General features: G+C 63.4%; 15 protein-coding genes and 1 pseudogene. 10 read left to right on the top strand and 6 right to left on the bottom strand.

Annotated features, from left to right (window positions below; translation table 11 throughout):
- Positions 1–767 precede the first annotated feature (767 nt).
- The 10 genes and pseudogenes from FQV39_RS22845 to FQV39_RS34430 all read left to right on the top strand — a co-directional run.
- Positions 768–1,742, top strand: a complete 975-nt coding sequence (locus FQV39_RS22845) for an NAD-dependent epimerase/dehydratase family protein (RefSeq protein WP_187640024.1) — start codon at positions 768–770, stop codon at positions 1,740–1,742.
- A gap of 44 nt (positions 1,743–1,786) precedes the next feature.
- A complete protein-coding gene (locus FQV39_RS22840) occupies positions 1,787–3,844 on the top strand; it encodes a glycosyltransferase family A protein (protein ID WP_248313450.1) in 2,058 nt (685 codons plus the stop codon).
- Positions 3,844–5,373: a DUF6212 domain-containing protein gene (locus FQV39_RS22835; RefSeq protein WP_149132380.1), complete on the top strand. Its 1,530-nt coding sequence runs from the start codon at positions 3,844–3,846 to the stop codon at positions 5,371–5,373. Before FQV39_RS22840 ends, FQV39_RS22835 begins: the two co-directional genes overlap by 1 nt.
- A gap of 353 nt (positions 5,374–5,726) precedes the next feature.
- On the top strand, positions 5,727–7,235 hold the full coding sequence (locus FQV39_RS33285) for a DUF6212 domain-containing protein (protein ID WP_248313112.1): 1,509 nt from the start codon (positions 5,727–5,729) through the stop codon (positions 7,233–7,235).
- Complete coding sequence (locus FQV39_RS22820; protein WP_149132379.1) at positions 7,228–9,918, top strand: glycosyltransferase; 2,691 nt, start codon at positions 7,228–7,230, stop codon at positions 9,916–9,918. Before FQV39_RS33285 ends, FQV39_RS22820 begins: the two co-directional genes overlap by 8 nt.
- Positions 9,919–9,942: 24 nt before the next feature.
- Entirely contained in the window at positions 9,943–11,118 is a 1,176-nt protein-coding gene (locus FQV39_RS22815; protein WP_149132378.1) for a polysaccharide pyruvyl transferase family protein, read from the top strand.
- A gap of 39 nt (positions 11,119–11,157) precedes the next feature.
- The gene (locus tag FQV39_RS22810; RefSeq protein ID WP_149132377.1) at positions 11,158–12,333 is read left to right on the top strand and encodes a polysaccharide pyruvyl transferase family protein; all 1,176 of its coding nucleotides are present in this window, start codon (positions 11,158–11,160) and stop codon (positions 12,331–12,333) included.
- A gap of 23 nt (positions 12,334–12,356) precedes the next feature.
- Positions 12,357–13,475 carry a low molecular weight phosphatase family protein gene (locus FQV39_RS22805; RefSeq protein WP_248313111.1) on the top strand — a complete coding sequence of 373 codons (1,119 nt, stop codon included), beginning with the start codon at positions 12,357–12,359 and terminating at the stop codon, positions 13,473–13,475.
- Positions 13,472–14,647 carry an SGNH/GDSL hydrolase family protein gene (locus tag FQV39_RS22800; RefSeq protein ID WP_149132376.1) on the top strand — a complete coding sequence of 392 codons (1,176 nt, stop codon included), beginning with the start codon at positions 13,472–13,474 and terminating at the stop codon, positions 14,645–14,647. The genes FQV39_RS22805 and FQV39_RS22800 overlap by 4 nt, the downstream gene beginning before the upstream one ends.
- Before the next feature lie 9 nt (positions 14,648–14,656).
- A pseudogene (locus FQV39_RS34430) lies at positions 14,657–14,905 on the top strand (YhjD/YihY/BrkB family envelope integrity protein); the annotation flags it as partial.
- Positions 14,906–14,943: 38 nt separating this feature from the next.
- Here the strand turns inward: FQV39_RS34430 and FQV39_RS22790 are convergent.
- The 6 genes from FQV39_RS22790 to FQV39_RS22765 all read right to left on the bottom strand — a co-directional run bounded on the left by FQV39_RS22790 (position 14,944) and on the right by FQV39_RS22765 (position 21,554).
- The gene (locus FQV39_RS22790) at positions 14,944–17,193 is read right to left on the bottom strand and encodes an amylo-alpha-1,6-glucosidase (protein ID WP_149132375.1); all 2,250 of its coding nucleotides are present in this window, start codon (positions 17,191–17,193) and stop codon (positions 14,944–14,946) included.
- Between the two features lie 63 nt (positions 17,194–17,256).
- Entirely contained in the window at positions 17,257–18,309 is a 1,053-nt protein-coding gene (locus FQV39_RS22785; protein ID WP_149132374.1) for a glycosyltransferase family 4 protein, read from the bottom strand.
- Between the two features lie 74 nt (positions 18,310–18,383).
- Complete coding sequence (locus FQV39_RS22780; protein ID WP_149132373.1) at positions 18,384–19,598, bottom strand: MFS transporter; 1,215 nt, start codon at positions 19,596–19,598, stop codon at positions 18,384–18,386.
- A gap of 179 nt (positions 19,599–19,777) precedes the next feature.
- Positions 19,778–20,272: a YciE/YciF ferroxidase family protein gene (locus FQV39_RS22775; protein ID WP_149133985.1), complete on the bottom strand. Its 495-nt coding sequence runs from the start codon at positions 20,270–20,272 to the stop codon at positions 19,778–19,780.
- A gap of 76 nt (positions 20,273–20,348) precedes the next feature.
- On the bottom strand, positions 20,349–20,546 hold the full coding sequence (locus tag FQV39_RS22770) for a hypothetical protein (RefSeq protein WP_149132372.1): 198 nt from the start codon (positions 20,544–20,546) through the stop codon (positions 20,349–20,351).
- Between the two features lie 114 nt (positions 20,547–20,660).
- Entirely contained in the window at positions 20,661–21,554 is an 894-nt protein-coding gene (locus FQV39_RS22765) for a LysR family transcriptional regulator (protein WP_248313110.1), read from the bottom strand.
- Positions 21,555–21,660 lie beyond the last annotated feature (106 nt).

Below are 21,660 nucleotides of genomic sequence, written 5' to 3'. Positions count from 1 at the left end.
CATGGACTCAAATTGCGCGTGACCGAGTGTGGGGCTGAGAACAAACTCGGCCCTGAGTCTCGCTTGGTTGCACTTTCCGCAAGTCATCGGATAGCGGCACTATGGCGACGCCAAGATCTGCATTACCCACGCCCCTGGGTACATGCCCGTCACAACGGCACGCTTGCTATGGGCTAGTCAAAGCCCAGGAAGGGCCAGCCACCCTGGCAAAAAACGCGCCACAACTGGACATTGCGCCACCGCCTACAAGCCGACAGTCAGAGCCCGCATGTCCAAATTCTTTTGCCGACATGCGGGACAAGCGGTCGGCATATCAATAATGGCCTGCGGTGATCCCTTCTTCCGCTCCTGAGTAGGCGCGGAGCTGGCCAGCAGCGGATCAGCTCGGGACCCACACCGAGAAAGTCGAGCCCTTGCCGGGATCTGAGCGCGAGCCGATCGGAGGATCGAGCTGCACGGCCGGACGCCGGACGATGGCGTGCCCGAGGCCTTGTTCGCGGTCGCGCCGCGGTTATCGAGCCGGGTGAACTCTTCGATAGCGTCAGGCGGCTCGCCGCACCGCGTCGTATTCATGACGCATTCGCTCTGCACTAGAATATCTAAGTTATGCCTCTCGAACCACAGCGTTATGAAATCAAAATTCGAGACAACGCACCGATCAATTGGATCTAAATTAGAATGAATCTTGAAATAAATCGGACATGGCCCGTTTAGTGCTTTGAGAATCATTGCCTAACCCCTCTCTCCCACCGAATATGCGGATAGACATGCTGATCGCCAATACCGATTTTCCAAGACTCGACGGCACCCGATGCCTTGTCATGGGAGGCGGTGGCTTTCTCGGTGTCCACCTGGCCAATGCCCTGATCCGCCAAGGCGCCGTGGTCCGGGCCTTCGGGCGCAGCCTGGCCAATCCAAATGAGCTGGACGAACGGGTCCATTGGAGCTGCGGGCATTTCGAAGATCCTGCGGCGGTCGCTGAAGCGGCGCGGGGGCAGGAGATCGTCTTCCATCTTCTGAGCGGTTCCGTGCCCGGACACCCCGGCCAGAAGCCGACTTCCGATCTCGAGACGAGCGTCCTCGGTACGTTACGCCTCCTGGACATCTGCAACGTCGCCGCCGTCCGACGCATCGTCTTCGCTTCATCCGGCGGCACCGTCTATGGCCCGACCGACCGGTATCCGATCCCGGAAGCCGCACCTACCGATCCGATGTCGGCCTATGGCGTTGGCAAGCTTGCAATCGAGAAATACCTCGCCCTGTATCATCATCTCTACGGGCTCGAATATTTCGCCCTGCGCATCGCCAACGCCTATGGCCCGCTGCAGTCGCCTTTGAAGCGCCAAGGCGTCGTCGCGGCGATGCTCGACCATGCTCTTGCCGGCAAGCCGCTCGAAATCTGGGGCACGGGCGAAATCGTGCGCGATTTCGTTCACATCGACGACGTCGTCTCGGCCTTTCTGTTGGCTGCGACCTATGACGGTCCGCACCGCGTCATGAATGTCGGATCGGGGACGGGCCTCAGCATCAATCAGGTGGCGAGCGATATCGAGGCCATCGCCGGTACCGGCCACCTCGAGCGAATCTATCGCGCCGGACGCGCGGCGGACGTACCGGTCAATATCCTCGATATCTCGCTGATCACCCGGGAGACGCCTTGGCAGCCCCAATGCGCCTGGCACGACGGCTTACGTAGCACTGCACGCTGGATGGCAGCCAGGCAGAGCGCACGGCTCGTTTGATGCGGCGCAGGATCTCAAGATCGCAGGAGCAGGGCGTGAGTGGCATGATGGAAGCGGACGTGCGGGCGGTCATCCTCGTCCCCACCTACGGCCAGCCCGGGCTGGCCGCGGAGGCACTTCACACTGCCATCGCTCAGAAGACGGAATTCGCCTTCGCAGTCGTAGTCGTCAACGATGGCTGCCTCTCGCCTGAAACCCACGAGATTTGCCTCAACTTCGCGGCAGCCTATCCGGGCAAGGTCTTCTATCTGAAGAAGGCCAATGGAGGCCTCAGCGCAGCCCGGAACTCGGGCCTGGAATTCGCTCTCGCGGCATTTCCTGCGCTGGAGGCGGTCTATTTTCTGGATTCCGACAACCACATCGGACCTCTGCTGCTGCAGCGCATGGTCGACGCGCTGCGCTCCTCCGACGAGACCATCGGCTGGGCCTATGCCGACGTCGACAAGTTCGGGTTTGCGAGTTTCAGCGACATGTCGGGCCCCTATTCGCCGCTGGAGCATCTGTTCCGCAGTTTCTGCGAGGCCGGCAGCACGGTCTCGCGACGCATGCTCGATGCCGGCGCCCGATTCGACACGGCCATGCGCAAGGGCGTCGAGGATTGGGACTTCTGGCTGCAGGGGCTCGGCAAGGGATTTCGCGGCGTTCATGTCGCCGATGCCGGCTTTCGCTATCGCCGACGCGGCGAGAGCATGCTGGTCGAGGCCGAGCGCGATTTCGCTCCGATCCTCAACTACATTCGCGGCAAGCACGCACAGCTCTACAACGTGAAGTCCGTGCTGCGACTGGAGATCGAGGCGCGAACGCGCTACGCCGTTCACCATCCCGACACCGGCTTGGTCCGATGCATGACCGCTGCCGGGACGAGCGAACTCATCGCACTCGACGACTATCTCGTCCGCCTGATGCGAGCCGCCGAGCGGCCCGACTATGGGCATTGCCCTGGCCACCTGATCCTGATGGATCAGACACTCTACGACACACTGGCGGATTGGCGCCTGCTCTCCGGCGTGCTGTGGACCCTCGAATGCGCGGTGATGCACGCCGCGATCGCAGCATGCTCGATCACGCTCCGCCCCTCGCAGCATCGGACGATGAGCTGGCGTGCCGCCTCGGCCAGCCGATTCACGGCGCAGCATATCCCGTCCCCGCCGGAGACCGCTCAGATCCTGGCGATCGAGGCCGGAGCGCTGCTGGCACAGCAATTTCCGGACGGCGCCTTCGCCACCGGCAATCACTGGCACGCCGTCAAACCGCTCGGCGGTCGCTTCTTCGATCTGGAGATCGGCTGCGCGGATGCAGGCGCAGCGCCACGATCGGCCGCCGAGGGCCTTGCGTCCCTGCAGCGCAGGCTGAACGAGGTGTCAGCACGCGAAGGCCGCGCGCTTTGGCGCGCCGCCGAGCACGATCGGTATCGCGCGCGGGCGGCCGTCCCGCGCGATTTCTACCCCGAGCTGTTCGAGACGCCATCCGCCTTTCCGGCCGCCGCATTGGATCGAAGCGTCGCGTTGGTCGTAGACGAAGCCACCCCCGCCGCCATCGCTGCAGCCGCACGGCTGGCAGAGGCGCTACGGGCAGAGGGATGTGTTCCACATCTTGTTACCTTTGGGGCGCAGTTATCGAGCGCAGCCGAGACCTTGGAGACCTTCCGCGAGATCGTGTCGCTGCCGCTCGACTCGCTGTGCGGCGCCGGAGCGAGGACGCGTCGGAGCTATCTCGGGACGAGCCTGCCGCTTCTGGAAGGGCGCGACGGGCAATCGGCGCTGGCGACGCTGGCCGCCTATTCCCGCGTCGTTTCGGTCGGGAGCCCCGTGCTGCATCAGATCGCCGGCGCCCTCCGGCGGCTGAAGGTCGAGACCTGGGCTCTTCTCGTGCCGCAGGAGAACCAGTCGGCCTTGGATATGGTCACCGCCTGCTCCGCCTTCGAGCAGGCCTATGACGCAATCCTGCTGGGTACCGAAGAGATGCTGCATCTCTGCCGGGCCTTCGGCATTCCAGCGAGAAAACTGCGCCTCCGGTCCGACACTGCCGGGGTTCGCGCCGCTGCGCCCTCGAGCCTCGACCTGACGATGTCGGGAATCCAACGGGAGAAGGTCTCCGTCTGATGTTGCATGCTTCTCCCGATCTGCTGCCCTTGCTCTATGATGGCAGCCCGAAAATCCTGGTGGCGACGCCTCGGGATCGGCCAACGACCTTCGCCCCGCCGGCCGATGCTATGCGGTGGTTCGTGGCCGAAACCTCAGATGGTGCCGAGTTCATGCTCTCCGTCGCGGATGGCGGCGCAGTCGAGGCCGATCGGCGCAGGATCGAGCTGCCCCCCACCAATGTCTGGGCCGTCTGGAGCCCGGAGAGCACCCTTCCCATCGCCGGTCTGGCGGACTGGTGGTCGCAAACCGGCGGAAGTGGCGCGGAACCGATCTTCGTCAATGGCGACGCGGCAATACTGCGCGCCGCACTGATCGAACGCTCTCTGGCCGAAGTCGCTCGCTTGACGCGGCTGAACCAGACGCTGATCGAAGACCTGGCCGCCCTACGCGAAAGCTGGGCGCATGCCATTCGCATCCCGCCGGAACTCGAGGAGTTGCTGGCGAACCTTCGTGCAGCGCCGCCGCGCCTCGTCTTCGAGACACCGGCCGCCAATGGCGACGCGGCTGTCCCGACGGCCGGGGCGGCGGATGGCGGCTCGTCGCCGTGCCTTCGCCAGCGCCTGCCAATGGGCGCCCGCGGCTTTATCGGCATTGATCTCCATGCCGCTGCGCCAGGTGTCGGAGATGGCTTCCTCGAGGTGGCGCTGGTCATTCTGGAGACGGAAGCGGAAATCGCGCGCTGGCGTATGCCCTATCGCGAGCTGGAGACCGGCTGGCTGCCATTGCGATTGCCATCCGCCTCGGCTCTGACCGGGCGCGGGCTCGAATTGCGTATCCATGCCTCCGGGGGGGCGACGGTGCCGCGTCTCGCATGCGCGCCGGTCGGCCTGCTCAGGGAGTACGCATGCGTGACGTCGACCGGAGACGCTCCGAGCGGCGCGATGCTGGAACTCAAGCTCTGGGGTGGCATTCCCGACCTCAAAGCGCCGACAGGCGCCGGGGTGGCGGCTCTGCCGGCCAATCCGGTGATCGCGATCCCGGAGCAGGCGGTAGCGGCCGCGCGATCGACCCGGGATCTGACCTGGGCCTATCCCTATTTCGGCTATATCGACCGCGGCCGGGTGCTGCTGCGCCCCTTGAAAACGTCGCCGGCTTCCGCCGCTTGCATCAGCCTGCCGGCGAAACCGGGCCTTGCGGCGCTATCCTGCGAGGCAACGATCGACGACGGGCTCTGCAAGACGCGGCTGCTGGTGCGCCTCGTCGCGACCCGCCCCGGCCACAGCGCGGACGATGCGGAGCAAGGCGTGGGGGTTCTCGCCTCGACCGAATGGGTCGAACTTGCTGAACCGCTGAAGCCATTTTCGCTGACCGCCCGCCTGCCCGAGCCGGAGCCGGGGCCGGTCGACCTGCACTTCTTTTCGCGGTTGCCGGAGGGCGGAAAGTTGGACCATGGCCGCGTCATCTTCGGCCGCTTCGAAGCTGAACTCGATGAGCGGGCGGCCTGGAAGCGAGCCCCGATCATGCCGGAGGCGAAGGCAAGTCCCTGATTGGATTGATCGCAGCGGTTGGACGGTCCGCAAAAGGCAAAACGATAGCCGTCACAGGCCGTCGCCGCACTCCATCTCATACGGCCCTGTCGCTATTGCGCACAGCGTCGCCCGCGCTGCGGATGAGGATGTCGTTTCCGAGCATATCGCTCACGCATTTCGCGTGACAATTATATGAACGTAAAAATCAGACTCAATTCGGATATATTTTCAATTTCAAACCAATTTTTCTTTCAATTACCTGTAATTATTCGAGCAATACGTAAAAACGCCATAATTCTAATGTTGACACGAGATCGGTTATACTCAGAATGTTGCAGTGCAAACAGAGCAGGCTTTGTGATTTTTGACGCATGGTGGACGCTATCTTGAACGAGTCATTGCCCGCGACCATTCATCGACTTCCGCGCCGCAATCGCTATGTGGTCGCCTCTATTCGCGACCAGGATGCTCTCGAAGCCTCTCCACTCAGCGATCTTCTCGTGTTTGTTGATCCGGAGTCGGACGCTGAGGGGGTGCGGGGCACGTTTCCGCTCATCGGCGTCGCGACGTCCGATGCTGGGAACAACGCATTGCGGGCCGCACTCAAGCGACTCCGGAAAGTGGGTTCCCTGCCCGATATCCCGGTCGTCCGGTTGCAGGAAGCGGCGCTTGCCACGGACGCCGAGCTCGTGATGCAGGTGCTCGAAGGCGGCCTAGGGCGCCTGTCACGCCACATGGCGAGCGCCAACACCGAGCTCGCGACGCTGCGGCGGGAGCGGGAGACGCTGTTCGAGAACTACCGCGCGCTTGAGAACGCGTTCCATGCCCGCAATTGGGACACGGTATCGGAGGTGTTCGGCCACGGACCATTCATCGACCCCAAAGACCAGGGGCTCGCGGCCTTGCTGTGCGAATCCGAGATCGTGCAGCTCTTCCCGATTTCGAGCTATGCGGTATCCGGCTTCGCCCTGCATTTCCGTGAAGTTCCGACGGACAAGACCGGCCGCCTCATCGTCACGCTCGACTACGTCGAGAGCAGCGAGGGGATCGCGGAATGGCTCATTCCCTATGGCAGTGTCACGCAGGGCTGGAATTTCTTCTCCTTGCCCAAAGCATGCGACGGCAGCCCCCGCACGCTGCGGCTCAGAATCTCCGCCAGCGGCGGGCTGCCGCCCGAACTCTCTCTCGGCCACGTCATCACCAACGAGCGCTACGCCGCCCAGGCGCGGGTACCGCATGCCGACCTCGACATGCGCCCTCTGGCGCTGCGGATTTTCACCGGGCTCCCGGGCGCCCGTCCGACCGCCCTGCCGAATGTCTTCGCGCCGTCCACCGTGATCTCCGGGCGGAAGGTCGAGGACTACCGGCTGCCGGTCGAGTTGCTGCGCGCCGTCGCCAATGTCTCGTTGAGTCCGATTGAGCCGAGCTTTCCGACTGTGCGCTTTCTGGAGCTCGAGGATGCGATCGTCTGCCATCCGCTCAGCGAGGGCATCACGGCCGGCGCCGTCCGCCGGGTCGTGGCGCCTGGCACCGCGCGCATCTCGGCACGCGCCGTGATCGATCATCCGGACGGCAAGCCGGGCACGGTCGGACTGATGCTCGTACCTTTGTCGGCCAATATCCGAAAGGAAATCGCGGCTCTCGCCGATGGCCGCGCATTGCCGCCCACGGCGTTCTTCAGCGGATGGATGGAGATCACGGCCGCGCAGCCGGTCGATATCAACTTCATGCTGGAAACGCCGGCGTCGCGCACGATGGACCTGGTCGTCCTGAGCAAGGCTGCAACCGATTCGGTCGATTTTGCCTGGCTCAAGGTCTTCAATTTCCGACTGGTAAAATACCTCGAAAGCAACCCGATCCGGGAGGTCGCCAATGCGTGACGCCCCCCAGGATCTGGTTGCCATCGCCGTGCCGCTCTACGGTCACGCCGCGCTCGTGATCGAGGCGTTGGAATCCGCCCGGGCTTCGGTAACGGATTGCCGGCTCGCGATCGTGGTTTCGGTCGATGGCGACCCACAGCATGAGGTGTTCGACCAGCTCACCCTCCATGCTGCGGCGCATCCGGAGGTCCATGTAATCTTCGGCGAGAATGCCGGCCCGGGCGGTGCCCGCAATCGTGCGATCGACTACATCCTCGAAGAGTTGCCGGAGACCAAGGCGGTCTATTTTCTCGACGCCGATAATCGCGTCCTGCCGAACACGGTCGAGACGCTCTATCGACGGCTGAGGACAAGCAAGGCTGGCTGGGTCTACACGAATATCGACACGTTCTCGGTCAATTGGCGGGCGCATTACGGCAACAGCTATTCGCGCCTGATTCACTGCATCAGCGACAATATCTGCGACACCGGATCGATGATCTCGATCGACGTCTTCAGGAGCGGCGTCCGCTTCGAAGAAGATCGTCAGAACGGCTTCGAGGATTGGGAGTTCTGGCTCTCGGCCGTCGAAAGCGGCTTCGTCGGCGAGCCTTGCCATGACACCGCGTTCGAGTACCGCCTGCGTGCGGAAAGCCGCTTCAAGGAGGCGAACCGCGACCGCTCGGCCTCGATGAGTTTCCTCCGCCGGCGGCATAAGGCGCTGTTCCGCCGGCCGACCCTGGTCGGCTTCGAGCATGAGGAGGCGCCGCGCTACGCTCTGATCCGCACCGGCGAGGGCATGCTCGACGTCTTCACGGATCCGACACTGCCACCCGGACAGATGGGCTTCGACGAAGCGGTACAAGCCTTCTGGGGCAATGTCGGCGAGCCCGACAATGTCCATTTCCCGCCCTTCATCGCCGCCAGCAGCAGCGAGACGCTCAAGCTCCTCGCCCGCTCGCGGCTCCTGCCGAACATTCTCTGCCATCTCGAGACGCTCGCGGAACGATGCAACGTCGTCTTCGTGGAGCTCTCCAACGTCGTTTCGCAGCGGAGCATCGCGTGGGAAATCCTCCCGTCCGGCGCGCAGCAAGGCCCGGCGGATCTGACCTTCGTCTCGACCGATCTGATCAGGAGCGTCATCAAAGACGATGCGCTCGATTGGTTCTCATCGATTGGCCGCGACCAAACCTGGCCGACATCGGCACGGCTTAAAGTCAGCTTCCCCTTCCCGAAGGCGCGGCAGCGCCGCTCGCTGATCCGGCCCGAGCAGGCGCTGCTCAATCTCGTCAGCGCGCTCACGACGAGTCCGCTGCGGCAGACGGCGTCGACGCGCTGGACGTGGCGGCCGCGCCGGCTGCCCGCCCTGTCCGAGCTTTACAAGCTGCTTAGAACCGAGCTCGGCGGCTCGCCCGTGCTGCCGCTGGCGCACCATGCGAGACCGCGCCGGACGGCAGCGGTGCTGGTGCCCAACGCTTCGTTCGGTGGAGCCGAAAAAGTCGCCTATGCGGCTGGACGGGAACTTCGGCAGAACGGCTTCGAAACCCATCTTTTCGTGCTCGGCTCGGGGCGGATGGAGGTGCTCGACGAGTTCGACCAAGCGTTCGACCATCTCCATTTCTGGAAGGACGGCGTGCCGGCCTGGGGCGCGAGCGGCCATTTCCTCGGTCAGGATTTCATCACCGACGAGCACGCCCTCGACTGGGCCGGGCTGAAGGGGCTGCTCTCCGGCTTCGACCTGATCGTCAACAACCATGTCATGGCGGCCCATCCGCTGATGGCGCAGTTCCGCTCCGCCGGAACCCGCACGGCCTGCTATCTCCATGTCGTCGACGAGACGGCGTTCAGGCGCCCGGCTGGACAGCCCTATGCAGCGATCGCCTTCGAGCATGCCTACGACGCCTTCCTGACCTGCTCGGAGCAATTGAAGAGCTACCTCCATAGTTTCGGCGTCCCCTTCAGTAAGATCTTCGCCGTGCCGAATGCCGCAAGCTTCTCCATCGACGCAAAGCTGCGGGCCCAGGTGACCGAGGCACGTAAGGCAGAGCGCGGGAACGAGCCGCTGCGCCTTCTCTATATGGGCCGGCTCGATCGGCAGAAGGGCATCGACCGGTTGCATGGCATGCTTGTCCAGCTCAAGCAGCGGGGCATCGCTTTCGAAGCCCGGGCCGTCGGCGGCGAAATCCTCTCTGATGACCCTAGCTCGTCCTGGATGACGCGCTTGCGGGATATCGACGTCGAAGTCGTACCACCGGTCTTCGCCGCCAAGGATATCGCGGCTCATCTGGCCTGGGCCGACATCCTGGTCATGCCGTCGCGCTGGGAGGGCGCGCCCCTGATGATCGCAGAAGCGCAGCAGCTCGGCTGCGTCCCGATGGCGACCGCAGTCGGCGCAGTCGATGAATTGGTCGTCGACGGCCAGGACGGCGTCCTGATCGCGAACGCGGCCGACGCCCAGATCGTGGTCGAGATGGCCCGGACGATCGCCATCCTGGCGCGGGACCGTGCAACGCTTGGCCGCCTGGCCGAAGGCGCGCTCGCGACGGCGGCGCAACGCTCCTGGAGCGCCTCCTTCGCCGATTTCATCGCCTGGAGCGACGCCATCGCACCCGCGACCCCCATCCAACGCAACACCGCTGCGGGCGAGCCCACAGACGACGAGATCACGGCCGAGACCGCGCTCTCCGTCCGCGCCGTCGCGTGACGATCAACGGAAGATCCTGAAGCCATGGCCCCCAGAATTCTTGTCACCGGCATCCCGAGCCATCTCACCCGCCTCATTCAGAAGGCGGAGGGTGCCCAAGTCTTCTATTCAGAGAAGCAGCCGCAGCCCGAGAGCAAGGAGGCCTTCCTCCGCGAGCTCAAGAACATCAGCAATACCGGCAACTACCTGATCGGCGAAGGCGCGCTGCGGGCGCTGTCGCCGAACGCGACGCATATCCCGTTCTGGCATCTGTGGAACGCCGTCAACAACGGTACCGGCCTCGACACGATCAACGATCGCTTCGATATCTGCGTCTTCACCTGCGCCAACCTGCTGCGCAAGGGCCTTTCGGCCGATGCCGAGGCGCTCGTGCTCTCGAAGCTCGACATGCCGGTCGTGATGCTCGGCATCGGGATCCAGAACCGGCCCGATCTCGAACAGTCCTTGCCCGAGGGCACGCAGCGCCTGCTGAAGGTCCTGAAGGAAAGGGAGCACTATTTCCTGACGCGCGGCGAGGAGACCGCCGCCTTCCTCAAGGAGCAGGGCTTTTCCTTCGTCAGGCCGGTCGGCTGTCCCTCGCTCTATTTCATGCCGGCCAATGTCCGGCGCGCACTGCGCCGGCTGCCGGACGTGAAGGTCGGCGAATGCCGCACAGTCTTCACCGGATATATGGGCGCTGAGCTCAACACGATCGGTGACATGAACGCGCTGTCCTCGGACGACGGGCGCTCATCCTATGTGGTGCAGGACGAGATGCTGCATTTCGACATGCAGGTCGAGCCGGATGCCGATGGCCGCGTCTATGATTCCGCCTCGGGCGGGGTGATCGGGGACCTGACCTTCAAGGGCTCGGACGAATTGAAGAAGAAGGTCAACGTCCATGCCTTCTTCGACACCAACCAGTGGCGGGCCTGGACCTCGTCTATGGACTTCGCCTTCGGCCGGCGCTTCCACGGCAACGTCATCGCGCTGCAGGCCGGCGTGCCCAGCCTGATCGTGGCCGTCGACGACCGCATGCGCGAGATGCTGAACTTTTCCGGGCTGCCAAAGCTCGAAGCCGCCGACTTCAACGGCGCCAATGATCGTGCGGCCTTCGTCGCCGATCACCTCGCCGCGATCAACATTCCGCAGGTCATCGAGACCTATTCCGAGCGTGAGCGCAATTTCCGCTCGGTCTTGAACGAGATCGGCATCGCCTGATGCCGTGTGTGGCAAAACGGGGCTTAAGGGCAGACTGACATGCGGATCATGGTCACGGGCATACCATCCTACCTGATGCGGACCGTCGAGAGCGCATCGGGAGCGACCGTCAAACACCGCCCGTATTTCGAGCCGGTGCGAACCAAGAATGACCTGATCGCCCAGGTCAAGAAGATCGCCAACACCGGCAACTACCTGATCGGGGAAGGTGCCGCCAACAGCGTGCGCGGCCACGACGTAACCTACGTCCCGTTCTGGCATCTGGCGAACAGCGTCAATTCGCCGGAAACCTACGAGAAGCTGAACCAGAGCTTCGATCTGTGCCTGTTCGCCTCGGCCAATCTGCTGCGGCCGGGCTATGCGGCGACGACCGAGTCCTTCGTGTTCGAGCGGCTCAACATGCCGATCGTGGTCATGGGCATCGGCATCCAGAAGAAGGAGAACCTTCAGGATGTCCTGCCCGAAGGCACGCGCCGCTTCCTCAACGTGCTCAAGAAGAAGGAGAGCTTCTTCCTGACGCGGGGCCATTTCACCGCCGATTTCCTCAAGGCGGAGGGCTTGAAATATGTCCGCCCGACCGGCTGCCCGTCATTGTATTACGAACCGGCGGCGATGAAGCGCTCGCTCAGCCACCTCGCCAACCCCGATCTCGCCGATTCACAGAAGATCGCCTTCGGCGGCTATCTCGGCAGCGTGCCGGACACGATCGTCGATGCGCATGCGCTGCTGCGGCAGGACAGTGTCGCAAGCTATGTCATCCAGGACGAGATCACCGTCTACAACCTCAACATCCTCGCCGACGAGACCGACGACGCCTACGACCAGGCCGCCGGCCGCATCATTGCCAAGACCGAGTACAAGCATGCCGAGAAATGGCAGCGGAACTGCGAGTTCCGCGTTTTCTTCGACACGCATAAATGGCGCAGCTGGGTATCGGGCCAGGACTTCTGCTTTGGCCGCCGCTTCCACGGCTCGATCATCGGCATGCAGGCCGGCGTGCCAGCACTGATGATTGCGGTCGACGACCGCATGCGCGAGATGCTCGATTTCGTCGGCTTCCCCTATATCGAGGCATCCGTCTGGAACCGCGAAATGAAGAAGAAGGCCTTCCTGCAGGATTTCCTCTCCAAGATCGACGTGCCGGCCGCGATCCATCGCTATTCGGCCTGCGAGGAGAATTTCAACGCGGCGCTCAAGGATATCGGGATTCGGTGATGGCAGGAGGCGCGCGCAGAGCCATGGGGCGGAGCCGGCACGCCGGACGGCCGGCGTGGCTGCGCCGCCTGGTCCCCCTCGTCGCGGCGTCGGCTCTCGCGGTTTCTGCCTTCGCTGCGCCCGCCGCCACGCCGACGCAGTTCGGCGTCAACCGCGTCAACCTCGCCTGGGTCGACGCTGCCGGCCGCGAGAAGGTGCTGGATCAGATCGTCCAGAGCGGCATCCGCTCGGTGCGGCTCTCCCTGACCAATCCGATGGATGCCAGCATCGACGCCGTCCGGCTTGCCCATCAGAAGGGCCTCGCCGTCCTGCTCGAGATCTCGCTCAACAACCCCGCCCTCTATCCCCAGGGAACGAAGCCGCGCTCCGGCCGTGGCCGCATTTGGGACATGTATCGCCTCTCCGACGTCTCGCCAGAGCTCTACCGGGCAGCCGTAGGCGATGCCCTGCAACGGATCGATCGGCTCGGCGTCGCCCTCATCGCCGTCGAACCCGGCAACGAGATCAATTGGGGCGCCTATAACGGCGATCTGGAGATCAGACCCGAAGCCAATACCCGCACGGCCCGCTCGCTCCAGGATCTGGCGGATCCGGATGCGGTCGCACGCGGCGCGGCGAATTACGTCCAGCTGCTGAAGATCACCCGCGCGGAGCTGGCGAAAACGAAACTCAGCGCCGGGGCCAAGGTCGTCTCGGCCGGGCTCTCGGACATCCCGCCGGAGCATGCCGACCGACGCGGCATCGACAGCATCGACCCGGCGAGCTTCACCGCGCTCATGCGCGAGCATGGGCTGGATCAGGCGGCCGATGGCTATGGCATCCATATCTATCCCGGCGGCGACCGCTCGCCGGCTGCCCGCGAGCAGCATATCGAGCAGGCCCTTTCGATCTGCCGCTCGCGCCCGGCGGAGGGCAAACCCTGCTGGGTCACCGAATGGGGCTTCGCCAACACCGCGAAGACCTGCCCGGCCGACGACAGCCGCCGCGAGCGACTGGTCAAGGCGACCCGCGAACGCTTCGCGGGCCTCATGCACGCCGGCCGGATCGCCGCCGCCTTCTATTTCGACTGGGACGCGACGACCTATGGCATCTGGCGCTGCGGCGGCCTCTCTCCTGCCGGCCGGGCCGCGGTGACGCCGTGACGTTGAAAACCCTGATCATCGGCGGTTCCAACACCGTCATGCAGCCCGGCTACCTCTCCTCGCTCTTGTCGGTCATGGCGCGGCGCGGCGTTGCGCTCGACATCGTCGCGGACCTCGCGGTCGGCGGCACGACCAGCGCCTTCGGCCTCCACCAGCTCAAGCTGCATGAGCAGGAGCTCGCCGATTGCGACCTGCTGCTGATCGAATATGCGCTCAACGACGCCTTCGTCTATGGCGACGAGCGACGCCCGTTCCGGCACTGGGCCCGCTTCTACGAGGGCATCATCCGCTTCGCGCGCGAGCGCAACCCCAAGCTCAGGATCGCCACCCTCGTCTTCGGCGCCCGCAACGGCTCGTTCCTGACATCCGTGCCCGCGATCGACGCGGGGATCGCCTATATCTCGCGCTGGTACGGGACGATCTGCATCGATGTCTCGCAACTGCTCATGCAGCGCCTCGGGCGCGAGGTCGTCGGCCATCCGAGCTTCTACTCCGATCAGGGCCATTACGCCCGGCCGGTGGCGACGACCGTCGTCGCCAACCTGATCGCCGATGAGCTGGAGCCGGCCCTCGCCGCGCCTCCACGTCCCGCCGCGCTGCCGCCCGCGATCGATCCCGAGCATTTCGCCAACGCCCGCGCGCTCGATGGCGCCTGGCTGGCCAAGCGGCTCGGGCGGCCCGCCGTCGAATATGCCAACCGCCGCTTCTCGGTGGCAGCCGTCGATCTCGGGCGGGACCAGCTCCGTTTCGACATCGACAAGGGCATGCTGCTCGCTCTGAGCTATGTCTGCGAGCCCCGCACCCCGCCGCTTGATCTGCAGGCCGGCGACCAGATGCACCGCGCCGCGCTGCTCAAGGGCGGTGTGCGCGACGGCACCTACAAGTTCCTGGTCTCGATGCTGAGCTTCGAGTTCCTCTATGGCCCGACGCTTCTCGACATGCAGCAGACGCGCGCGCTGACACTCTCCGGAGGGATCGCCGCCGGCGAGCACAAGCTGCATGTACCTAAAGACAGCGTTCGGCACGAAACCTTTCCGGTGGAGCCAGCCCTCCCGATTGCAGGCATTCTCTTCACCGGAAACCTCAAGACCTGCGCCATTGAGAGGCCCAGCACGCCGCAGCTCTCGACATTGGACGGACTTGCCGAGACCTTGCCGGCCGCGACGGCATAGGCCTTTCTGTTGATCGCCTTGGGCGCCGTGGCAGCGATCCCGGTCATCCTGGATTTCGTCTATCTCGGTGCCGCGAGCGAGTGGCTCATATCGATTGGCCGCTGGCCGGCGCTTTTCGCCGTGCTGATAATTGCCCTGACCATTTTATATCGTCTGGGCCCAAGCCGGGATGATGCCCAATGGAAATGGGTCAGTCCGGGCGCACTCTTTGCTGCCATCGCTTGGCTAGCAGGTTCAATGCTGTTCTCGTGGTATGTCGCGAACTTCCGGCTACCCGGAAAGCTGAACTCAAGACCTTATTTTGTTTTGATCATGGTGACCTGCGCGTTGCTGTCGTTCCAACGCTTCAAGACGTTGATCGTGACGTCGCTCTGGTGGCGATGGACACGCAGATCGAATTGCGAAGCACCCAGCGTCAGCCCGCGAATGATTACGTCATCGATGAATGATGGCAGAACCGGATCGATCAGTTTGATCTCATTTGCCACTGCCGGAAGTTGCAGCCCGAGGCAAGCGGCCAGCATCGCAAAGGGAGCCGCGGCGGCCCAAGCCTGAGGCGAACAGGCCACGGGATAGGCGGTCGGCCCGCGTCGAGCCTTCCTCAAAAAGCCACAGAACAGCTCCGGCAGGCGCTGTTGTTCCTGATGGGTTGCCACATTGAAGATGGCTTCGAACAACCGTGCCGCCTCGAGCTTGAATCCATAGGCGCCAAAGCCCATGGCGATCAATGCATTGTCGTGCGGCCACACCGAGCCATTGTGATAGGACATCGGATTGTAGCGTGTTTCTCCGACATTCAATGTCCGGATGCCCCAGCCGCTGAAGCTGCCTTCACTCATCAAGGTCTGAGCGACCCGGGCGGCGCGTTCCGGGAAGGCAATGCCTCCGAACAGGGCATGCCCGGCGTTCGAAGAGCGAACACGGCAGGGGCGCTTGTCGCCGTCGAGAGCCAGCGCATACGAGCCGATCTCCTCACACCAGAAGGCCCGGTCAAAACGCTCCCGCAAGATCGATGCTTGCTGTGCGAGCTGGTCGGCGCGTGTCATCCGCCCCAAGGCGCCGGCCATCGTCGCCCCGGCTCGCTTGGCGGCATAGGCATAGGCCTGCACCTCGACGAGAGCGATCGGGCCGCGCGCCAGAGACCCATCCGCATGGGAAATCGAATCGTGGCTATCCTTCCAGCCCTGGTTGGCGAGCCCGTTTTCCGTCTCGCGGAAATATTCGACGAAGCCGTCTCCGTCGCGATCCCCGAATGTCTCGCACCACAGGAGGGCAGCCTCGATGTTCTCCCAGAGTTGCTCGATCGTGGCGAGGTCACCGGTACGGTCGAAATACTGCCCCGCCAGCATAACGAACAGCGGAGTGGCATCCACCGAACCGTAGTAGAACCCAAACGGAACTTCGCCGAGATTGGCCATCTCCCCGCTTCGTCGTTCGTGCAGGATCTTGCCGGGCTGCGCATCGGCAACGGGATCGCTGATCACGGCCTGCGCCCGCGCCAATTGCAGCAGGACACCGCGCGCCACCGCTGGATCGGCCCACAGCAGCATCATCGCCGTGATGATCCCATCACGTCCGAACATAGTCGAGAACCAGGGAATGCCGGCATAGGGGTACAGCCCATCGACCCCGCGGGTCATGAGTGTGTACAGGTCGGAGGTCGATCGGCTGATCAAATCCGTGAACAGGGCAGTCGACGATCCCACCTTGGCGATGTTGGCCGTCAGCGCGCGAAGGTCCCGGCGGGCATCCTGATAGGCCTTGGCAAAATCCTGGGGCGGGACGCCGGGCGCGCTCGTGTCTGGCGGCACCTCACATTTGGAGGCATCGATCAGGTCACAGGCGACGGTAACGAGGAGCGAGGTTCGTTCCCCGGGGTCGAGGCGGAATCGGAACGAGGCCAGCTCGTTACTTAAGTGGTACGGTTCGGGTTTGAAGCGCAGCACCGTTCGTCTGATCCTGTCGTCAAGACCGTGATAGGCGTAACGCGCGGCCCCCGAGCCGATCTGCGCCTCCGTCTCGCCGCGTCGGGCGCGCTTCATCCCGCGGACTTCGAAAAGGTCGCAAAAATCCGCGCCAAAGGCCAATGACAATGAGAACTCGTGCGAAACGCGATCGAAATTGCGCAACCCGATCCGCTCGTAACAAACCGCGTTCCAGAGAAATTTCGTCCGCTCGATCGCGATCGCGTCGCGAGGAATAGCGGTTGAACCGTCGCTCCGGGCGATTTCCGGATTGGCGAGGTCCACCGTCAGGGCGGTATTGTCGTCCTGAATCACGGAGCCAAGGATCAGCGGACGCTTGTCCTCGAAGAACAATTGCAGCCGCGAAAGATGCCTGGTGTCGTTGCAGAATAGCCCCTCGGACGTGTTCGGGGTAATCCCGATGTCGCCGTAGCTGTCGAGCACCGCGAAGGCGTCTCCGGATTTCAAGGTGCGAAGCGGGCGCTCGACGAGCGACGGATGCGCATCGAGGACCTGACCGGCGGGTCGCTCATGCGGTGCCGCAATCTCGGGCTGCCTTGGGACCACGTTCTGTTCATGCATCCGAAGTTCCCCCTCGTCGGAGGTCAAGCGGCTCGTTCAGACGATTGGTTCACGTCTCTGCGTCTATTCTGCGGCCCCGCCGGAATTGCCTGGCGACGCCAGCAAACGATCGAATGCCGCGAGATAGTCGCGTGCCATCCGCGCGGCGGTAAAATGGCTATCGAAGTGAGCCCGCACCCGACAACGATCCAAGGCGGCGCTGCTCTGGCAGGCGGTAACCGCGTCGGCGATCGTGTCGACGATGAACCCGGAGACACCGTCCTCGACGATTTCCGGCACGGAGCCGTTGCGCCAGGCGATGACGGGCGTTCCCGCCGCCATTGCCTCGATCATGACCAGGCCGAATGGCTCCGGCCAGTCGATCGGAAATAGCAGCGCCCGGGCACCACCGAGCAATCTGCCCTTCTGCACGTCGTCAATCTCGCCGACGAACTCGATCAACGGGTCGTCGAGGAGTGGCTCGATCTGGTTCCGGAAGTAGTCTTCGTCGACTGGATCGACCTTCGCCGCGATCTTGAGGGGCATCCCCGCACGCTTGGCGATTTCGATCGCCCGGTCCGGTCGTTTCTCCGGCGTGATCCGCCCGAGAAAGGTGAGATAGTCTCCTCCCCTCGCATCGAACGGACATAGACCTGGCCCTAGGCCGTGATGGACCGTTGCCAGCCAGTTGACCGTCGCGGGCATCGGCTTCCGCTGCCCCTGAGAAATCGAAATCAGCGGCATCCGCGGAAAGGTCTGATAGACCGGCAGAAAATCTGGCAGGTCCAGACGTCCATGCAATGTCGTCACGCATTTGTGGGATAGGTCCGAGAACATCGCGTGCTGGAGCAGGTCGAGGTGGAAATGGATGATGTCGAATGACGCCTCCCGCTCACGGACCTTGGCGAGCATGGCGAGATGGCTGGCGGTGTGATTGCGAATACCTGCCAGCCGCAAACCTCGTGGTGAGCATGCGACCAGCTCGGCCGTGGTTTGGGAATCGCCCGAGGCGAACAAGGTGACCTGATGTCCCTGCCGAACGAGCTCCTCGGTAAGCCATGAGGCAACTCGTTCCGTGCCCCCGTACAATCGGGGCGGAACCGACTCCGACAGCGGCGCAACCTGCGCGATCCGCATGCCCATTCTCTCCCGGCAACTCTCCCGCGAATGCGGGCAAGCTAGCAACGCCAATCCGGGACGAAAGTTCGGAATCAGGCCCCGTCGGCGCGGGTTTCTGTCCGGCCTCGCGGCACCGTCTCCGGCATGGCAGTCAGCATCAGGATAAGGGCCGCCAGCCCCACCCCGGCGAGCACGGCGAAGGCCACTGAATATCCGCCCCACACGACGAGGCTGCCGGCGAATACATAGCTCGATGCGCCTCCAACGCCTTGAATGGTGCCGATGATCCCGCGCGCCATGTTGTAGCGACCACTGCCCAGCACGGCGCCGTAGAGCACCAGCGGCAACAGCACGTCGAACAACCCGGACCCGATACCATCGAGAATTTGGAAGACGATCATCCAGTAGGGGTTGTCGACCATTGCGAAAAGGATGCCGCGCAGCGGGAGGGCAGCGAAGGCCAGGATGAGCAATGGCTTACCGCCGATCAGGTTGGCCCGCATGACGAGGAAAGCCATCGGAATGGTCGCAAGCTGGGCGACGATGATCGCCGCCGAGGTGACGGCGGACTCGAAGCCCTTGACCTCCAGGGCAAGCTTCTGGCTGACGAGAGCCAGCATCGGCGCATTCGCGAAATGGAACAACGCCGTGCCGATCGCCAGTACGGTGAAGGGCCGCTCGGCGAACAAGCGCTGCCATGGGTATGGCTGGCCCGATCCGAGCCGGATTTCATCGAGGCCCCGAGCGCGCTGATGATCGATGGCGGTCGCTGGAATCGCAAGGACCGCGATCATCGACAACCCGGCAAATACCGGAAGCATGTAGAAGACGCCGCGTTGCCCGAATTGCGTGCCGACCAAAGCGGCCACTGCGGCGATGAACAGGTTGCCGAAACGGTCGAAGGCAGCATTGCGTCCGAGCTGCGTGGCGGCTTCGCGGGAGCCGAACAATCCCAACGTGATTGCCGCCACCGTCGGCGCGAAGACGGCGCCAAGGAGTGCCATGCTGACATCCGCGACGAACACGACCACAAGCGTCGGATACGTCACAATGCCCACACTCAGCGCCGCAAGACACCAGGCGCCGCCGACGATGAGGCCGCGCTTGGCGCGCGTGGCGTCGATCAGGGCGCCGATTGGGGCGTGAAAAGTGATGCCGATCAAGCCGCTAGCGCTCAGCACGGCCCCAATCGTCGCTTGGTCCCAGCCGGCCTCCGTGAGCAGGAAGACATTGACGTAAGGCCCCAGGCCGCCACGCAGATCCGCGAGCAGGAAGTTCAGCCAATCGAGGCTCGGCCGATACGACACTTAATCCTCGCACCGTCATTTCGAGGATGAATGGTCAGCCCCTCGCTTGGTTTTCCCCGTCCCGCCGGTCGATGGTTTTGGCCGTCGCTAGCAGAGCGCTGCGGCTTAAGGCGAGCCGCTTTGCCCTTTGAGGTCTTCCCGGAAAGGCGCCCCGGCCAAGCAAGCGGGGCAGCGCCACGTTACGCCGCCCGCTTGTTGCTGCCAGACATGCCCAGCTTGGAAAGCAGTTGATCTGTCTTCGCTTCCTCGCCCAGCGTCTGCTCGAACAGAGCCACAGCATCCTTGTGACCAAGCTGCTGCGCCCAGGCCTTCAAAGTTCCGTAGCGGGAAATCTCATAGTGCTCTACCGCCTGGGCCGCGGCGATCAGGCCCGCATCGAGCGCGGGACTTCCCTCGAACTCCTCCATGATGCCCTTGCCTTCCTCGATGATGCCAAGGATGGCATCACAGGTCTTGCCGCGCGGCGCTTTGCCGATGAGTTCGAAAACCTCGCCGAGGCGTTCGACGTGGGCTTCCGTCTCGTCGCGATGCTTCTCGAAGGCCTTCTTGAGGTCGGGTGAGGTTGCGGCCTTGGCCATCTTCGGCAGGGCCTTCACGATCTGCTTCTCGGCGTAATAGATGTCCTTAAGGGTATCGAGGAAGAGGTCGTCTAATGTCTTCGGTTGGGTAGCCATCTGGGTCGCCTCCAATTGCGGGGTGAAAGCCCGAAAACCCACCCAGCTCTCGAATGTTCCAGCGCAAGGCCAGGCCTCACACCATCATCTCCTGAGAACGCGTCTCAGTCGGCTTTTCGAGATCGGAATGCTCGAACGTCCCGTCGACGGAGACACGCCAAACGCGGTTCGAGCGGCCGGTGGTGGTCAGGCGTAGGTTGCGCCGGAACCTCGATGCATTCGCAGCGTTGCCGACCCATCCAGGCAGGAATTTCCCGATGGCGGTCATGGTCATACATCTCGAAGAGCGTGAAGGCGCTCATGAATAGCGCGACTAAAATGCCAATTGAATCAACTACTTAGAACAGCCAAAATCAAAGAAAGCCCGACATAGGCGTGGGGTTGTTCGCTAGCTCGAACCCCACACTCGCAGCAGGAAACTGGTGAAGACTGCGACTGACGGCGATCGCACCGGCGTCGCCCAGACAGCGCAAGTCATGAGTTTTTCGGACGCACCTGCGAGATCGCGAATGGCGATGCCGCTCCGATGCAGATTGCGCGCGCAGCTCGCATAGACGGAGACGCCGGCGCCTGCTGCAACCAACCCAAAAATGCCGTCAGAGGATGAGGGCTCCTGCACGATACGCGGCGTAAAGCCGGCCCGGTGGCAGAGAGAGAAGAAAGCGTTTCGAAACGCCCCCCAGTTTTCCCCAGAGCCCAACACGAAGGGCTCTTCGGCGAGGTCGGAAAGCTGCACGCTTTGTGCGCTGGAGAGCGGATGGGTAACCGGTAGCAGGACTACGTAACGGTTGTCATCGAAAGTATAGCTCGCCATTGCCGGCTGCTCGAACGGTCCGAGCATGAAGCCGATATCGATGCGATCGGCCAGCAGTGCCTCCTGCTGCTTCAATGTCGCAATGAAGGTGAGCTCTAGGCGAATCTCCGGTCGATGGCGGCTGAAGGCACTCAGGAATTCCGGCAACCGTCCATTGATGGCGAAGTCCATGTAGCCGATCCGGAGGACTCCCACCTCCCCGCGGGCGGTGCGGCGGGCGGTGGTCGCCGCGTGCTCCAGCCGCTCCAAAGCCGCGCGGCTGTCGGCGAGGAAGGCCTTGCCCGCCTCGGTCAGTTCCACCGAGCGTGTTGTGCGGGAAAGTAGAGGCACGCCTACTTCCTGCTCCAGCTCTCGTATCAGTCGGCTCATGGCCGGCTGGGTCATGTGGGCCCGCTGCGCCGCACGACTGAAATGCAGATCCTCCGCGAGAAGGACGAAGCAGCGGACGTGTTTGAGGTCGAAACGCATAGCCAAACTCATACCAAAATCTGCATTAATCCGGCCGAAATCAGAATTTCCCAGTCTATAACATATCAAGCATTCTTCCCCGACAAGCGCCACCACACGAGCGCGA

Origin of the sequence: Bosea sp. F3-2, from assembly GCF_008253865.1 — a bacterium.
Lineage (GTDB): Bacteria > Pseudomonadota > Alphaproteobacteria > Rhizobiales > Beijerinckiaceae > Allobosea.
The sequence above is the reverse complement of the archived record's forward strand: the minus strand, read 5'-3'. Positions and strand labels throughout refer to the sequence as shown.

Excerpts from the sequence above, each read along its gene's own strand:
- FQV39_RS22845 (WP_187640024.1), top strand. The coding sequence starts at position 768 with ATGCTGATCGCCAATACCGATTTTCCAAGACTCGACGGCACCCGATGC.
- FQV39_RS22840 (WP_248313450.1), top strand. The coding sequence starts at position 1,787 with ATGATGGAAGCGGACGTGCGGGCGGTCATCCTCGTCCCCACCTACGGC.
- FQV39_RS22835 (WP_149132380.1), top strand. The coding sequence starts at position 3,844 with ATGTTGCATGCTTCTCCCGATCTGCTGCCCTTGCTCTATGATGGCAGC.
- FQV39_RS33285 (WP_248313112.1), top strand. The coding sequence starts at position 5,727 with ATGGTGGACGCTATCTTGAACGAGTCATTGCCCGCGACCATTCATCGA.
- FQV39_RS22820 (WP_149132379.1), top strand. The coding sequence starts at position 7,228 with ATGCGTGACGCCCCCCAGGATCTGGTTGCCATCGCCGTGCCGCTCTAC.
- FQV39_RS22815 (WP_149132378.1), top strand. The coding sequence starts at position 9,943 with ATGGCCCCCAGAATTCTTGTCACCGGCATCCCGAGCCATCTCACCCGC.
- FQV39_RS22810 (WP_149132377.1), top strand. The coding sequence starts at position 11,158 with ATGCGGATCATGGTCACGGGCATACCATCCTACCTGATGCGGACCGTC.
- FQV39_RS22805 (WP_248313111.1), top strand. The coding sequence starts at position 12,357 with ATGGGGCGGAGCCGGCACGCCGGACGGCCGGCGTGGCTGCGCCGCCTG.
- FQV39_RS22790 (WP_149132375.1), bottom strand. The coding sequence starts at position 17,193 with ATGCATGAACAGAACGTGGTCCCAAGGCAGCCCGAGATTGCGGCACCG.
- FQV39_RS22785 (WP_149132374.1), bottom strand. The coding sequence starts at position 18,309 with ATGCGGATCGCGCAGGTTGCGCCGCTGTCGGAGTCGGTTCCGCCCCGA.
- FQV39_RS22775 (WP_149133985.1), bottom strand. The coding sequence starts at position 20,272 with ATGGCTACCCAACCGAAGACATTAGACGACCTCTTCCTCGATACCCTT.
- FQV39_RS22770 (WP_149132372.1), bottom strand. The coding sequence starts at position 20,546 with ATGACCATGACCGCCATCGGGAAATTCCTGCCTGGATGGGTCGGCAAC.
- FQV39_RS22765 (WP_248313110.1), bottom strand. The coding sequence starts at position 21,554 with ATGCGTTTCGACCTCAAACACGTCCGCTGCTTCGTCCTTCTCGCGGAG.